This is a genomic window from Pseudomonas sp. LBUM1670 (genome assembly GCF_059695695.1).
In genome coordinates this window covers 489,202-505,964 of sequence record NZ_CP166783.1, presented here as the reverse complement: position 1 = coordinate 505,964, position 16,763 = coordinate 489,202, and the positions used below count along the sequence as shown (strand labels likewise).

Below are 16,763 nucleotides of genomic sequence, written 5' to 3'. Positions count from 1 at the left end.
GAGCAAGCCCGCTCCCACATGGGATAGTGCGTAACCGGACGGCATTGGGCACACTGGGGGTCTGTTTATTTCCATTTCAACCTGACTGAGAGGACTGATCATGGTTCTGCGCTCGGAAATTCTGGTGAACAAAAACGTGCTCCCTACCAAAGAACAAGCTCTGCCTGGCCGCGAATCCCCGATGACCGTGCCGGAAAAACACTTCGTCCACGACGCCCCGCTGCTGGGCCCGTTCGCCATGGACGTGGATTTCGCGATCTTCGGCCTCGGCTGCTTTTGGGGTGCGGAGCGCAAGTTCTGGCAGCGTGAAGGCGTGGTCAGTACGGCGGTGGGTTATGCCGGCGGCTTTACGCCGAACCCGACATATGAAGAAGTCTGCTCTGGTCTGACCGGCCACAGCGAAGTGGTATTGGTGGTCTACGAGCCGGCGAAAGTCAGCTACGAAGCGCTGCTGAAAATGTTCTGGGAATTGCACAACCCCACTCAGGGCATGCGTCAGGGCAATGACATCGGCACGCAGTATCGCTCGGTGGTCTATGCCACCAACCCGACGCAACTGGAAGCGGCCAAGAACAGCGAGAAAGTGTTCCAGGCCGAGTTGACCAAGGCTGGCAAAGGTACGATTACCACCGAAATTGAAGAAGCGCCGACGTTCTATTTCGCCGAGGCTTATCACCAGCAATATCTGGCGAAAAATCCTGAAGGGTATTGCGGGATTGGCGGTACCGGCGTGACCTGCCCGATCTGATTTTCGGCCCCCAAAAAGCTTCGCGAGCAAGCCCGCTCCCACAGTGGATCTGTGTCTGACCACACTCTTGTGATCGACACAGATCCACTGTGGGAGCGGGCTTGCTCGCGAATGCAATCCGTCAGACACCATCAAAACATCTGATCAGCAATCAACTCTCGGCGATCAACCAATCCATCTGCCACCCACCCTGAGTCTGCCCCAACTTCTTGGACAACCACGGCAGCAACTCACGCAATTCCTCTTCCAGCCCCCATGGCGGATTCGCAATCGCCAACCCCGACCCGTTCAGACTGTTCGGCGTATCCAGCGGATGCACCAGCAACTCCACGCGCAACAACTTCGGTGCACCCGACCCCGCCAGATCCTGATAGAAACGCCGCAACATGCGCTGGTCCTTCACCGGGTACCAGATCGCCGCCACCGTTTGGCGCATCCGGCCAACCGCCTCTTTCAGCGCCGCCGCACAGCGCTGCATTTCATCCAGCTGCTCAAACGGCGGATCGATCAACATCACCGCCCGCTTCTCCTGCACCGGCAACATCGCACGCGGTACATGCCAACCTTCGCCCAAGTGCACCTTCACCCGACGGTCGCCCGCCATGTTGTCCTTGAGCAGCACGCCGTCTTCCGGATGCTTCTCGTTGAGCATCACCCGATCCTGCGGCCGCGTCAGCCGCCGCGCCAGCTCCGGCGAACCCGGGTAATAGCGCAACTGGCCATCCGGGTTCATGTCGTGCAGCACCTTCATGTAATCGGCGGTCAACGCCGGCAGGTCCGGTTGATCCCACAACCGCGCGATGCCTTCCAGGTACTCCCCGGTGCGGCTCGCCTGATCACCCTGCAGGTCATACAGACCAATGCCCGCGTGAGTGTCGAGATAGGCAAACGGCTGCTCCTTGCGCGACATCAGGGCGATGAGGCGGGTCAAAGTCAGGTGTTTGAACACATCGGCGTGATTGCCGGCATGGAAGGCGTGACGATAATTCATGATTGCTCCTGCGAAGGCCGGGAAGTTTACCTTGTACGGCGGCGAACGTCAGGGCTTCGCAGCCGAGCGGCCAGTGACACCACACAAACCCTGTGGCGAGGGGGTTTACCCCCGTTGGGCTGCGCAGCAGCCCCAAAACCAAGCACCTCGGTGTAACCGACAGAACCGGGTTGCACGTTATGGGGCCGCTGCGCAGCCCAGCGGGAGCAAAGCTCCCTCGCCACAACAGCGCCCGGCGTTACTCCGAACGCCGCGCTTTCAACCGCCGCCCCAGCACATCCAGCACATCACACCCATCCCGCAACGGAATGGCGCAGAGCAATGCAAAGTCACTAAGGATGAAAGACTGACATTCGATCGAGCCACGCATCGACAGGTTTTCCATTACTTGGGTGACGGCGCGGATTCGATAGCTGGCCGCGTCGTATAAAACGTCGAGTGGTGCGAGGGTATCGACGAACAAGGTGGGCATGTCGTCGCAGTTGCTGGTCAGTGCCATGAATCGGCTTTTGGGTGGAGGAGTTGGTTTTTCGTAGGGTGGATCGGGGTGAAGATTTGTCATTTTTAAACCTCTGGTAAAAAGAGAAGCTACCATCGGCCTTCCTACAGGCTTGGGTGGCAGCTATACGCGGGGTAGGAATATCGAGACCAGAGAACTCGACCACACCGAAGCGTGCCCGCGCACAGCTGCCGCAACTGATCTTACGGACGCACGTTGACGGCCGCAAATACAGTGACGACGCCAAAGCGTCCTCTCTAGTCTTGAAGGGTTCCTACACCCTGCCGCTGCATTTGCAGTGACAGCCAGAGACTATCGACGGAGCTGACTTCGCACCAGTTCATGGAAACCGCTAAAACTTGAAGGAAACTTCCGACGACCTTGCCCGGAAATTTCGCCTTTCCTACCCGAACGCCACATCAATTCTTTCCACGCTGACTTTCACATATTTCTCATTGAACTGAGGGAATTCGTAGTGAAGCTCAAGATTCATGAAATCTACGAATGACCGAAGAATAGGTCCGTCCAAGTACCCAGAAACAAAGCAGGAAAATCCGCGATCCGTCATCTCAGCTTTTCGATCAGACCCTTGGGCGAGCATTACGCCGTCGGAGTCAGGTAAAACCAAATCGAATTCCACGGCATATTGCTTTCCCGCTTCAATCGCAAAGGGGCAGTAGCTCGCAAAGCACTTAACCGTTACACCTTCAACAAGCAATACAACTGCCTCCTCAACGACTTCGTCGATTTCAAGAACTAATGCGTTGTATTTTTTAGTCATTCAAAGGCCTCACTGTTTTGTCTTGAGCGTCACCATTTATTGCCCTCCAAAAGTCTTTTCCGCTTTTTGTATGCAAAGTCGTAATCTCTTGGCTGTTGTTCGTGCCTACGAAGGCAAACTTAGCTTCGCCCCTCCGATTATTGCCAATCAGCTGTAAATAACCCGTTCGAAATTCACCTCTGTATTTGTATTCCACATGAGCTCCCTGATTCACAACATCTCGGGCTATCTGGAGGTACTCTTCTTTGCTCGTCGCTCCAAATTCGGCACCGTGTTTTTCATAGTGCCCAGTTAGCTTCTCTTCACTACCAAAATCTTGAGGGCGTGATTTCGGACGTGGAGCATCAGGCTCACCCTCCTCAACCTTAGCGCCAGTCGTATCATCCGCCGCTGCACAACCAGGCTTATTCGGCGGCGGACAATTCCCGCTCAACCCCAACGGATCAACCCACCCCGTCGGATTCAGCGCATACCGGTACTGATTCAGCCCACCCGCCAACTTGACCGGATCCCGCGTCAGGTACCGTCCAATATCCGGATCATAGTACCGATGCCGGTTGTAGTGCAGGCCGCTCTCGGCATCGAAGTATTGGCCCTGGAAACGCAGAGGCTGATCGAGTTGCTCTCCCCCGCCATCCGTTAGATGCGTGACTTTGCCATAGGCGTTGTACTTCGCCGACCAGACGATTTCGCCGCTGTAATCCGTCAGTTCCTGCGGCGTACCCAGGTGATCGAGCTGGTAGTAAAACGGGCAAGCCTTACGCGGGCCTTTGCCGTCGAGCATGGCCAATGGGCGAAAGGTGCCCGGCTCATAGACGTAGCTGCGGTAATGTTCGCGGCTGCTTTCGGCGATGAGGTTGTCGCCCTGCCAAAAGAACTCGGTGGTGTTGCCATCGACGGTTTTGGCGATGCGGCGGCCGAAGGCGTCGTAGCGGTAACTCGCGCAACGGCCGTCCGGCAACGTGACGCCGATCAAACGGTGTTGGCAGTCATAACGGTATTCGGTGACAAGTTTTTGCCCGGTGCCGCGGCGTTCGCGGATCAGGTTGCCGAAGGCGTCGTAGTCGTAATGCCGGTCGCCTTGCATCAGCAGGCGGTTGCCTTTAACGGCGGTCACACCGGGACGATCCTGCATCAGCAGATTGCCGGCCGGGTCGTGGGCGAAACTTTCCGGCGGGTCGTCGCGGGTGTGGCGCACGCGGGTCAGGCGGTTGAGCGGGTCGTAGTAATAGCTGCGCTGGCCGTGTTGGCTGTCGGCGATGGTGGCCAGGTTGCCGTTGACTGCGTAGGTGTAGTGGCGCAGGTACAACGGTCGGGTTTGCTGGTTGATGGCGTGAGCTTGCAACCGACCCTGTTCGTCGTAGTGGTACTGGCTGGTGAGTTGGCCTTGCTGGCGCTGTTGCTCGCGACCGAAGGCGAATTGGTGGGTGGTGAGCCGCGCGCCGTTGAGGTCGATGGCGGTCAGCGCGCCGCCCTTTTCGTGGTGGTAGTCGAGTTTGCTGCCGTCCGGCAGGCGCAGGCGGTGGAGCTGTCCGCAGGCGTCGTAGCTGTAGCGCAAGGTGCCCCAACCTTGGTGTTCGGTGATCAACCGATCCTGATGGTCGTACTTGAATTCCAGTGGGTGGTCGTGACTGTCATCGACGCTGGTCAGTCGGCCGAGGCTGTCGTAGCCGTATTCAACCTTGATGCCGTCGGGCAGGGTTTTGACCAGCAGGCGGCCGGCGGTATCGCGTTCGTATTGCGTAACGAGTTGCGAACCGTCATCGCCGAACTCGGTTTTCTCCAGCAGATGGCCGTTGAGGTCATAGGCATACGCGGTGCGACGACCATCGAATCCGGTTTCCTGTCGGATCAATCCATTCGGCGTGTAGTCCAGGCGATATTTTTCGCCGGATTCGTTTTCGATTTCCGTGAGTAACAGCTGCGCGTTGTCGTATCGATAACGCAGCTGCGTTCCGTCGGCATTGATGCGACGGCTGACCAGTTGCAAATCGTCGAGGTATTCGTAAAGCGTGACGTGGCCGAGCTCATCGCGTTCGGCGGTGATTTTTCCGTAGGCGTTGTAGCTGAAGGCGCGAGTCGCCCCCGTAGGAAGCGTCGTCTGGATCAGTCGTCCGACGGCGTCCCACTCGTACCGGGTGACCGCACTGTGTTCGTCCTGACGGGTAATCTGCCGACCCAGGGCGTCGTAGGAAAACTGCCGTTGGCCACCGTCCGGTAGCGTCTCTTCGAGCAGTTGCCCTAATGCGTTCCAGACGAAAGCATGCCGGCTGTTGTCCGGGTAACGGATCGACAGCAGCAGCCCTTTTTCATCGTAGTGATAATGGGTGACATGGCCGTCAGGATCGGTCGCCTCGGTGACATCGCCTTGGGCATTGCGCTGATATTTCCAGACGGCTTTGCCTCGGTACTGCGCATGCAGGAAACCGTTGCGATACTCGTAGGACGTCGGTTCATCTTCTGGCGGAATCAGCGCGACAAGGCGTCCGACTTCGTCGTAGTGGTATTCAGTGACGGCGCCGAGCGGATCCTGCTCGGCAATCAACCGACCTTTATCGTCGTACGCCTTGAGGTGTTCTCCGCCATCGAGACCAACCTTACGCACCAGCCGTGCCCGATCATCGTGCTGGTAAACCTCTTCGCTGCCGTCAATGTTCTGAACGGTGACGCTGCCCTCGTCATCCCAGACATACCGTGCCTCCATCTGCGCAAACGACGCCCAATGCCGGATACATCGCGCAGCCTTGCCGGACCTTTCCCACTCCCAGAAGAAACTCGCCCCACCGGCCAGTTGCCGCTGGAGAATCACGTGCTGATCGTCGTAGTCGTAGCGCTCGCTTTCGTCGGCGGCGTTGGTCGCTTCGATCAGTTGACGGCGTTCGTTGTAGCGGTAACTGATCAGCGTCTGTTCGGTGTGCCAAGCCTCGTCGAGGGTCTGGGCCGGAACAAAAACCTGATAGTCGACGGCGACTAAATGGCTGCGGTCATAGCGCAACAGCAAGGCTCGGCCGGCACCGTTGTCGAGCCGTTTGATGCGGTCCTGGCGATCGTGGGTGATGCGGAGGCGGTTGTCGTAGCCGTCGCTGATCGTGGTCAGTCGGCCGTTGATGAAGTGATAGAAACGCGCGTCATCGCCGGCCTGGGCGAGGATCAATCCTTCAGGTTCGTCACCCAGAAAAATCGCCGCGCGCGAAAGGCTGTTGTGGATCGCCGGGCGTTCAACATTCGGCAACGGGAATGTGGTGCGACGGTTCTCGTGGTCGATCCAGATCACGCAATCGCCGTCGATTTCCAGTCGATGCGCGAGGCTATGACTCCAGCCGAAACCAAGTCCGCAATCGATCTCGACGGCGCTGGTGCGATAGAGACGGGTGAAGTCGAACGACAGGATGCCGTCCAGCGAACCGTCGGTGAGGGTCAGCAGTTCTTCGCCGGTGACCATCGACACCGGGCATTTGTTGGTGGCGGTTTTGTCGGCGGAGTCGGCGCTGTCGCCGTTGGGGTTTTTCGCTTGGGTCGGGGCGTCGTCGCGATGTTCGTTTTGCTTGAGTGTGGTGTTGCGTTTGGCGTCCCAACGCAGTTGCATTTGCCCTTTTTTAACACCGGCAGCAATGCCGCGGGCGGCGACCTTTTTGTACTGGTCGACGTAGTCCATGAAGCCGTTGATGAGGGTGAAGATGGCTTTGACGAAACCCTGCACGGCGTTGATAAAGCGGGCGCCGTAGTTGGCAAGCCGCATGCTCAAGTAGGCAATTCCTGCCGCCCCTCCAGCGAAGGTCAGGACCAGCCCGATCAGAATGTCGATAAGCAGTTGCACCACCACCGAGGAAACAGCTTCGGCGGGTTTGCCGACGATCTCGCTGGGCGGCAACATCTCCAGCCAGAGGCTGGCGGTCCGCAGCAGCAAACACAGCGCAGCTTCATCACTGGCCAGCAGCTGGACTTTCGCCATCATGTCTGGCGCTGATTTCGCGAGTTTGACTAGCTCATCAGCACTGCTGCCTAAACGACCAACAAATCTGCCGGGATCCTGAAGAATGTCCGAGAGCAGGCTGATGCTGTCCCAAACGCCAATGATCGCAGTCCAACTTCCGGCGAGCATGCCGTTACCGGCGGCGACGAAAGCCGACTGCGACCACTGCGGCTTGAACCCTTGCCACTCCTTGCGCAGCCAATCTTCCAACTGTTGGGTCAGGCCGTCGTAAGACTTGAAAAGCTCATCGACTTGCTTCGGGGTAACCGCGCTGTGGACTTGTACGCGGTAAAACTTTCCGGCAATGCCCTCAAACGTTCCCTTACCATTTTCATCAAGTGTAACGGTCGTCTTTTCGCCACCCTCAACGGCAATCACATCGACATCGATGTTCCCCAGCGGAATGTCGTAAACCGATTCGAACTTGCTCTCGATCTGCAGAATTCCGCCTTCCTGGCACTGGGCGACGCTGGAGAAATGGTCGTCGTTGATACCGACTACTGTGGTGGTATTTCCGAACTTGAACTGCCGCTCCATGTCCATCAGCGACGGCATGTCCGTTGCCCGGCTGACAGCGTCCGCAGCGCGACTCAAAAACCCCCGAAGTTGCTCGCGATAAACACTCAACGTGTCCTTGAAACCGTTGAGCTCCTGCTCAATCCTTACGATCTGATCCATCAGTCCAGCTCCGTTATCAGGTAATCCACCAAGGCTGATTTCGGTGCTGGAGGCAGGTCCGGCGTCTCAAGAAAGACCACAACCTTGTGCCGTAAAACGCTTTCGGAAAACGCCTCATAGAGATCAGGCCGATCCTCGCTCAACCACTTCAGCAAGTTGTTTACCCGAGTGGTGTTCGACTGTTTGGTGAGCTGTTCCAGTAGCGTGGAGGAGACTTTCCACCATGGAAAAACGTGAGTGGTTTTCAGCGCAGTGCCACCGATTTCAAGCGGATGACCATTGATCAGGCAACGCCCTATTACAGGCAGCAGTTGAGCGACATCCACCTCGGCAGCCTGAAGAATCGGCAGGAAGTAACGCCCGTCCCAAAAGCGGAAAAACACCGGACTGCCAGCGGGCAAAAGAACTTGAGTGAGGCTTCGCAGGTGTTCGACCAATACTTCTTGAGCCGAGGAAGACACCGCGAGCCAGCCCCAGTCGCGTGACTCGGTCGTGGCGACCCATTCCAGAAACTCACTGCCAGCCGCGACGATTCCGACGTAGGGCATGACCGGTTCCCACTCGGCGTAAGCGGTGTCCGCCCAGATAGGGCTTGGCGCATGCAGAGGGTTGGAGCTGCGCCAGGCGTTAAACGGCTCCGCTGAACTGGCGCTGCCAAACACCGCAAACAACTGCTCGGAAGGTTTGAGCGGTTGGTGCTCCAGCCATTCGTGAGGGGACAAACGCTCAGGCTGCACAGACACCGCCCTTGCAGCGCTCGCATTCTTCACAGAACGGCGCATCGCCTTTGAGGGTCAGAAACTGTGCGACGCTAAGTGCAGCGAGTTTTCGTTGAGTGCCCGGTGCACCCATTGCCGGCATGGGTGCGCCACCGAGCTGGATCGGCACGCTGCTGAAGATCCCGGCGGGGCCGATGTTGATCCAGTGCCCGCCGGCCTGAATGGTGGCGTTCGCTCCACCGTCGATGACGATTTGCTGGCCGGCGCTAGCATGAAATTGCCCGCTGGCCTTGAGGATCTGGCTGTTGACGCGGATGTGTCGGTCGCCGTGAACATGCAGGTTATCGTTTGCCCCAATGACAGCACTGCGCTGGCTTTCGATCTGAACGTGCATGTCGTTCAGCACGTGCTGTGTCCAGTTTCTCTGCGCCCGCAGGTAGATTTCCTCGGCCCCTTTGCGATCTTCAACGCGCAATTCGTTGTAACCACCGCCACCCGGACTACTTTGGCTGCGGAAAATACTGCGGGTGTTGTCGGCCGGCAGATTCAGCGGCGTGGAGTTGGCACCATTGGGCAGGCAACCCATGACAAGCGGCTTGTCCACATCGGCATCAACGAATCCCACCAGCACTTCCATGCCGACCCGAGGAATCAGTCCGATGCCGTAGCCGTCATGCGCCCAGCCCGTGGCGACGCGCAGCCAGCAACTGGAATGTTCATTGCGCTTTCCGTCACGATCCCAGGCGAGCTGAACCTTGACGCGGCCGTACTCGTCACAGTGAATCTCGCTGTCACTCGGGCCTGTTACCACCGCCGTTTGATAACCGGTGAAAGAGGGTTTCCCGACCTGAGGCGGGCGAAACGAAACGTCCCATGGCGTTGCCAGAAAGGTATTGCGATAGCCCTGGAAGTCATCCTCCCCGTCGCTGCTGGCCGTCTCTTCCAGCACTTGCGGCTGACGGCCACGGTGTTCGATTTGGGTGATCAGCCACAGGTCATTCCATGCCTGACGCGGATGCTCGGCCAGGTGTAGGAAATGCCCACTGACCAAAGCAGATTCATCGCCTCGGCCTTCAGCCTGACGGTAGTCCGCGTTGTGGCGTTCAAGCGTTCGCTGAGCCAGCTCCTTACCGTATTCGCGATCCGTGAACTGGCCGGGAAAGCGGTAATCCTCCAGCGCCGGCAGTTGCCCGTTGTCGACTCGGCTTTCAAGTTGCAGTCGCGGTTTGTGGAAGTCGTAGTCGCGACGAGATACCGCAGTGGTGCGGGTTTCCAGTCGTACGTTGAAGCGTTTGATCGCTGGCGCATCTGCCGCCATTCCACTGTCAGGCAAGTAAAGCGTCGGCTTGGCGATCAGGGGAAAAACCGTCTGGTCATCACCGAACACCAGCAGATGGCCCTCGGGGCTGTGTTGAAAGTGGTAGTGAATGCCGATCTCGGCGCACAAGCGCTGGATGAACGTCAGATCGCTTTCCGCGTACTGCACGCAGTACTCGCGATCGGGGTAATCGCTGCCGAGCTGAAACCTGAACGCGTCGCCCTGAATGCCGTGGTCCTGAAGGATTTGCGCAATGATCGCCGGCACGCTTTTACGCTGGAAGATTCGCTGATTGATGCGCTGGTCAAGGTAGGTCAGACGCGGGACAAGGCTGACCTGGTAATGCGTCAGACGCTGGCCGGAATCGCCTTGGCCAACCCGAAATATCTGACCGTGAACACCGGCACCTTGCGCATCAAAACTCAGAAATGCCTGACGATGCAGGAGGCTTTCGAGTTCGATGTCCGGTTGCTCGCTGACCAGTTGCAGATCAAAACGGTAGGGCTGGTTGATGGCTTCCTTGCCCGTGAACTCAAGCACCTTGAGCTCATTCTGGTTGCCGTCGACGGTCAGCGTGAAGCGCGGTTGATTGGCGAGAGCGGACATCCGATGTGTCTCTGCAGAATGAAGGCGGGCGATTCTGCATGAGCGACAAGGGGTGTTGACGAAGGGACAGGAAACTCAGATTTGTCGTGCTTTTTTAGAGATTCTTCCTTCAAAAATCGGGATATTTGGCTACAGACATTCCCGTCAGATACACCACAGACCCACTGTGGGAGCGGGCTTGCTCGCGAATGCGGTCAATCATTCAACGGTGATGTCGACTGACATACCGCTTTCGCGAGCAAGCCCGCTCCCACAAGGGATCTGCGAAGCTTCATCCCCATCCAGAAAACCAAAAAAAACGGCCCGCCTCCAAAAGGAAGCGGGCCGTTTTCATGTTCGGCGATAGTTCTGAGCCTCAGCTCATCCCGATCACTTGTTCAGGCGGAAATCAGCCTCGGCAGCAGCGAAACGCTGAAGCATGCCGTGAGTCGGCGTGCCCAGTTTGCTGACGATGTAGATCGCCAGGCTGGCAAAGATGAAACCAGGGATAATTTCGTACAGACCCATCAGTTCGAAGTGTTTCCACACGATCACGGTGATCGCGCCGACCAGAATGCCGGCCAGTGCGCCGTTGCGGGTCATGTCTTTCCAGATCACGGAGATCAGGACGACCGGACCGAACGCAGCACCGAAACCGGCCCAGGCGTAGCTGACCAGACCCAGTACGCGGTTTTCCGGGTTGGCGGCCATTGCGATAGCGATCAGGGCAACCAGCAATACCATGGCGCGACCGACCCAGACCAGCTCAACCTGGGAAGCGGTTTTACGCAGGAAGGTCTTGTAGAAGTCTTCGGTCAGGGCGCTCGAGCACACCAGCAACTGGCAGCTCAGGGTGCTCATTACGGCAGCCAGAATGGCCGACAACAGTACGCCAGCAATCCACGGATTGAAGAGGATTTTGGCCAGTTCGATGAACACGCGCTCGTGGTTTTCGGTCACTGGAGCGGCCACATCCGGGTGCGCCGAGAAGTAGGCGATACCGAAGAAACCGACAGCAACGGTGCCGCCCAGGCACAGGATCATCCAGGTCATGGAGATGCGGCGAGCGTTGGCGATCGACTTGACCGAATCCGCCGCCATGAAACGCGCGAGGATGTGCGGCTGGCCGAAGTAACCCAGGCCCCAGCCCATCAGCGAGATGATGCCGATGAAGGTGGTATTTTTCAGCATGTCGAAGTTGCTGGCGTCTTGCGCTTCGATGGCCAGGAACGTGGTGTCGACGCCGCCGGTGGCCAGCAGCACGATGATCGGCGTCAGCAACAGGGCGAAGATCATCAGCGTGGCTTGTACGGTGTCAGTCCAGCTCACGGCCAGGAAACCGCCGACGAAGGTGTAGGCAATCGTCGCCGCAGCACCGGCCCACAGCGCCGTCTCGTAGGACATGCCGAAAGTGCTTTCGAACAGACGGGCGCCGGCCACGATGCCGGATGCGCAATAGATGGTGAAGAACACCAGGATCACGACCGCGGAGATGATCCGCAGCAGGCCGCTTTTGTCTTCGAAACGGCTGGAGAAGTAATCCGGCAGGGTCAGTGCGTCGCCGTTGTGCTCGGTCTGCACGCGCAGACGGCCGGCAACGAACAGCCAGTTCAGGTAAGCACCGACGATCAGGCCGATGGCGATCCAGCTTTCGGACAGACCGGACATGTAGATAGCGCCCGGCAGGCCCATCAACAACCAGCCGCTCATGTCGGAGGCGCCGGCGGACAATGCAGTCACGACGCTGCCCAGGCTGCGACCGCCCAGAATGTAGTCAGAAAGGTTGTTGGTGGAGCGATAGGCCATGAAGCCGATCAGCACCATTGCTGCGATGTAGATCACGAACGTGATCAGGGTTGGATTGCTTACGCTCATTGAGTTACGCCCTGGCTTTGTTTTTATGTAGCGGCGGTTTTTGTTAACCGCTCGCAAACGACGACGTTTGACAGACGATTGTGGATCCCGCGCATTTATGACTGATGTTTCCCCAGGAAAGCCATCAGCCGGTGCACCTGTCTTTTTTGACCGGTTGCACCTTGGCCGCGAATGCTATTCAACAAAGCAAATAAGGTGCAACCCATTTTTTGAGAATAAGTTGCACCTAGTCGGATTTACATCAAAACAGGCGGTTTTTGCTTCCTTTTAGCGCAGTGAACGACCTTTACTAGAAGCAAAAGCACCAAGCAGGAGCGGTACGCCCGTACCGGAATTTAATTCCTGACGAGCTGCCTGTTATTCCGACAAAAAAAGGGTTGCACCCGGTTGCACCTCGGAGAGCGCGCAGCTAATCTTGCGGCCAGCTGATGCCACGCGGTCGTGGCAAACATGAGGATAAAAATATGGCTACCACCACCCTTGGGGTCAAACTTGATGACCCGACCCGCGAGCGCCTCAAGGCCGCCGCGACTTCGATTGATCGCACGCCGCACTGGCTGATCAAGCAGGCAATTTTCAATTACCTGGAAAAACTCGAGGGTGGTGCAACCCTGACCGAGCTGAATGGCCTGACCGCCAAAGAGGCTGACGACAGTGGCGAAGCCCATGTCGACCATGCGCACCAGTGCTTCCTCGAGTTCGCCGAAAGCATCCTGCCGCAATCGGTGCTGCGCGCTTCGATCACCGCCGCCTACCGTCGCCCTGAGCCGGAAGTGGTGCCGATGCTGATCGAACAGGCTCGTTTGCCGGTCGCCATGGCTGAAGCCACCAATAAGCTGGCTGCCTCGATTGCCGAAAAACTGCGCAATCAGAAGAGCGCCGGCGGCCGTGCCGGGATTGTTCAGGGCCTGTTGCAGGAATTTTCTCTGTCGTCCCAGGAAGGCGTGGCACTGATGTGCCTGGCCGAAGCGCTGCTGCGCATTCCGGACAAAGGCACTCGCGACGCACTGATTCGCGACAAGATCAGCACCGGCAACTGGCAGCCGCACCTGGGCAACAGCCCATCGCTGTTCGTCAACGCCGCCACTTGGGGCCTGCTGCTGACCGGCAAACTGGTCGCCACCCATAACGAAGCAGGCCTGACGTCGTCACTGAGCCGCATCATCGGCAAGAGCGGCGAGCCGATGATCCGCAAGGGCGTCGACATGGCCATGCGCCTGATGGGCGAGCAGTTCGTCACCGGCGAAACCATCGCCGAAGCCCTGGCCAATGCGAGCAAGTTCGAAGCCAAGGGCTTCCGCTATTCCTACGACATGCTGGGTGAAGCCGCCCTCACCGAGCACGACGCCCAGAAGTACCTGGCCTCGTACGAACAAGCCATCCACTCGATCGGCAAAGCGTCCCACGGTCGTGGGATTTATGAAGGCCCGGGCATTTCCATCAAGCTGTCGGCCCTGCACCCGCGCTACAGCCGTGCGCAGTACGAGCGCGTGATGGACGAGTTGTACCCGCGCCTGTTGTCGCTGACCCTGCTGGCCAAGCAATACGACATCGGCCTGAACATCGATGCCGAAGAAGCCGACCGTCTCGAACTGTCGCTGGATCTGCTGGAGCGCCTGTGCTTCGAACCGCAACTGACCGGCTGGAACGGCATCGGTTTCGTGATTCAGGCTTATCAGAAGCGTTGCCCTTACGTGATCGACTACGTGATCGACCTGGCTCGCCGCAGCCGTCATCGCCTGATGATCCGCCTGGTAAAAGGCGCGTACTGGGACAGCGAAATCAAGCGTGCCCAGGTCGAAGGCCTGGAAGGTTATCCGGTCTACACCCGCAAGGTGTACACCGACGTTTCCTACATCGCCTGCGCGCGCAAACTGCTGTCGGTGCCGGAAGTCATCTACCCGCAGTTCGCCACGCACAACGCCCACACTCTGTCGGCCATTTACCACATCGCCGGTCAGAACTATTACCCGGGTCAGTACGAGTTCCAGTGCCTGCACGGTATGGGTGAACCGCTGTACGAACAGGTTGTAGGTAAAGTTTCCGAAGGCAAGCTGAACCGTCCGTGCCGCGTGTACGCACCGGTCGGCACTCACGAAACACTGCTGGCGTACCTGGTGCGTCGTCTGCTGGAAAACGGCGCGAACACCTCGTTCGTGAACCGCATCGCCGACCAGTCCATCTCGATTCAGGAGCTGGTGGCCGATCCAGTGGCCAGCATCGAGCAGATGGCGACGCTGGAAGGCGGCTTCGGCCTGCCGCACCCGCGTATCCCGCTGCCGCGTGATCTTTATGGTGCCGAGCGCGCCAACTCCAGCGGCATCGACATGGCCAACGAACATCGTCTGGCTTCGCTGTCCTGCGCCCTGCTGGCCACCGCTCACAACAGCTGGAAAGCCGCGCCGATGCTCGGTTGCGTCTCCAGCACTGAAACGCCTGCACCGGTGTTGAACCCGTCGGATCTGCGTGACGTGGTCGGCCATGTACAGGAAGCGACCGTCGAAGACGTCGACAACGCGATCCAGTGCGCCCTGAAAGCAGCGCCGATCTGGCAGGCCACCCCGCCGGCCGAACGCGCCGCGATTCTGGAACGTGCCGCCGACTTGATGGAAGGCGAGATCCAGCCGCTGATGGGCCTGCTGGCCCGCGAAGCCGGCAAGACCTTTGCCAACGCCATCGCCGAAGTGCGTGAAGCCGTGGACTTCCTGCGTTACTACGCGGTGCAGGCGCGCAACGATTTCACCAATGACGCCCACCGCCCGTTGGGTCCGGTGGTCTGCATCAGCCCGTGGAACTTCCCGCTGGCAATCTTCAGTGGTCAGGCGGCTGCAGCATTGGCTGCCGGTAACCCGGTATTGGCCAAGCCTGCGGAACAAACTCCGCTGGTGGCGGCTCAAGCCGTGCGTTTGCTGCTCGAAGCCGGAATTCCGGAAGGCGTTCTGCAACTGCTGCCGGGCCGTGGCGAAACCGTTGGCGCCCGTCTGGTCGGTGACGATCGGGTCAAAGGCGTGATGTTCACCGGCTCTACCGAAGTCGCTCGTTTGCTGCAACGTAACGTTGCCGGTCGCCTGGATGCACAGGGCCGTCCGATTCCGTTGATCGCTGAGACTGGCGGCCAGAACGCTATGATCGTCGACTCCTCGGCACTGACCGAACAGGTTGTGATCGACGTGGTGTCGTCAGCCTTCGACAGCGCCGGTCAACGTTGCTCGGCACTGCGTGTGCTGTGCTTGCAGGAAGATTCCGCTGACCGTGTAATCGAAATGCTCAAGGGTGCCATGGCTGAATGCCGTCTCGGCAACCCGGAACGTCTGTCCGTAGACATCGGGCCGGTGATCGACGCCGAAGCCAAGGCCGGCATCGAGAAGCACATCCAGGCCATGCGCGACAAAGGTCGCACCGTGTACCAAGTGGCCATCGCCGACCCCGACGAGGTCAAACGCGGCACCTTCGTGATGCCGACGTTGATCGAACTGGAAAGCTTCGATGAACTGCAACGCGAGATCTTCGGTCCGGTACTGCACGTGGTTCGCTACAAGCGTAAGGACATTGACCAACTGATCGGCCAGATCAACGCTTCCGGCTACGGTCTGACACTGGGCGTGCACACCCGCATCGACGAGACCATCGCCAAGGTGATCGACAACGTCAATGCCGGTAACGTCTACGTGAACCGCAACATCGTGGGTGCTGTGGTTGGCGTGCAACCGTTTGGTGGCGAAGGCCTGTCGGGGACCGGTCCGAAAGCCGGTGGTCCGTTGTATCTGTACCGCCTGCTGGCGACGCGTCCTACCGATGCAATCGAACAATCCTTCGCTCGTGGCGACGCAGCCACTGCACCGGATGTTCGTCTGCGCGATGCCATGAGCAAACCGCTGACTGCTCTGCAAACCTGGGCCGACAGCAACAAGTTTGCCGACCTGAGCACCCTGTGCGTGCAGTTCGCCGCACAATCGCAAAGCGGGATCACCCGCGTTCTGGCGGGACCGACGGGCGAGCGCAACAGCTACGCGATCCTGCCGCGTGAGCATGTGCTGTGCCTGACGGAGGTCGAAGGCGATCTGCTGACTCAACTGGCCGCGGTGTTGGCGGTGGGGGGTTCGGCGGTGTGGCCGGAAGCTGACTTGACCAAGGCCTTGTTCGCACGCCTGCCGAAGGAAGTTCAGGCGAAGATCAAACTGGTTTCCGACTGGAACAAGGACGAAGTGGTGTTTGATGCGGTTCTGCATCATGGCCATTCCGATCAGTTGCGTGCGGTTTGTCAGCAGGTGGCCAAGCGTGCCGGGGCGATTGTTGGGGTTCATGGCTTGTCCCAGGGCGAGACCAACATTGCGCTGGAGCGTTTGGTGATCGAGCGGGCGTTGAGCGTTAACACCGCTGCGGCGGGTGGTAATGCCAGCCTGATGACCATCGGCTAAACGCAACAAGACCGGATGCCCGCAATAGGCACCCGGTTTGCAAACCCCCTGTGGGAGCGGGCTTGCTCGCGAAGAGGCCGTCACATTCAGCATTTATGTTGACTGACACTCCGCCTTCGCGAGCAAGCCCGCTCCCACATTTGATTAGCGGTGCTCGCAACACACCATCACGCTCGTC

9 protein-coding genes are annotated in these 16,763 nt (G+C 58.6%); 2 read left to right on the top strand and 7 right to left on the bottom strand.

All coding sequences use genetic code 11. The features are described from left to right. Positions 1-100: 100 nt before the first annotated feature. The gene (msrA, locus tag ACA073_RS02365) at positions 101-748 is read left to right on the top strand and encodes a peptide-methionine (S)-S-oxide reductase MsrA (protein ID WP_497401347.1); all 648 of its coding nucleotides are present in this window, start codon (positions 101-103) and stop codon (positions 746-748) included. Positions 749-899: 151 nt separating this feature from the next. On the opposite strand, the gene ACA073_RS02360 is transcribed toward msrA, so the two are convergent. From ACA073_RS02360 to putP, 7 genes are all read right to left on the bottom strand, one after another. Continuing rightward, on the bottom strand, positions 900-1,739 hold the full coding sequence (locus tag ACA073_RS02360; protein ID WP_145314312.1) for a 23S rRNA (adenine(2030)-N(6))-methyltransferase RlmJ: 840 nt from the start codon (positions 1,737-1,739) through the stop codon (positions 900-902). A gap of 238 nt (positions 1,740-1,977) precedes the next feature. After that, positions 1,978-2,301 (bottom strand): hypothetical protein, encoded by a 324-nt coding sequence (locus ACA073_RS02355; protein ID WP_497403964.1) that lies wholly within the window; start codon positions 2,299-2,301, stop codon positions 1,978-1,980. A 340-nt stretch (positions 2,302-2,641) separates the two neighbouring features. Beyond that, a complete protein-coding gene (locus ACA073_RS02350) occupies positions 2,642-3,019 on the bottom strand; it encodes a UCP019853 family protein (RefSeq protein WP_497401345.1) in 378 nt (125 codons plus the stop codon). Beyond that, the gene (locus tag ACA073_RS02345) at positions 3,012-7,670 is read right to left on the bottom strand and encodes an RHS repeat-associated core domain-containing protein (RefSeq protein WP_497401343.1); all 4,659 of its coding nucleotides are present in this window, start codon (positions 7,668-7,670) and stop codon (positions 3,012-3,014) included. The genes ACA073_RS02350 and ACA073_RS02345 overlap by 8 nt, the downstream gene beginning before the upstream one ends. Next, positions 7,670-8,407, bottom strand: coding sequence for a DUF4123 domain-containing protein (locus tag ACA073_RS02340; RefSeq protein WP_497401341.1), 738 nt, complete (start codon positions 8,405-8,407; stop codon positions 7,670-7,672). The genes ACA073_RS02345 and ACA073_RS02340 overlap by 1 nt, the downstream gene beginning before the upstream one ends. Further along, positions 8,397-10,313 carry a type VI secretion system Vgr family protein gene (locus ACA073_RS02335; protein WP_497401339.1) on the bottom strand — a complete coding sequence of 639 codons (1,917 nt, stop codon included), beginning with the start codon at positions 10,311-10,313 and terminating at the stop codon, positions 8,397-8,399. The genes ACA073_RS02340 and ACA073_RS02335 overlap by 11 nt, the downstream gene beginning before the upstream one ends. 369 nt (positions 10,314-10,682) lie before the next feature. Further along, the gene (gene putP / locus ACA073_RS02330; protein ID WP_497401338.1) at positions 10,683-12,167 is read right to left on the bottom strand and encodes a sodium/proline symporter PutP; all 1,485 of its coding nucleotides are present in this window, start codon (positions 12,165-12,167) and stop codon (positions 10,683-10,685) included. A 464-nt stretch (positions 12,168-12,631) separates the two neighbouring features. Between putP and putA the strand changes: the two genes are divergently transcribed. Next, positions 12,632-16,585, top strand: a complete 3,954-nt coding sequence (gene putA, locus ACA073_RS02325) for a trifunctional transcriptional regulator/proline dehydrogenase/L-glutamate gamma-semialdehyde dehydrogenase (RefSeq protein ID WP_497401337.1) — start codon at positions 12,632-12,634, stop codon at positions 16,583-16,585. Positions 16,586-16,763 lie beyond the last annotated feature (178 nt).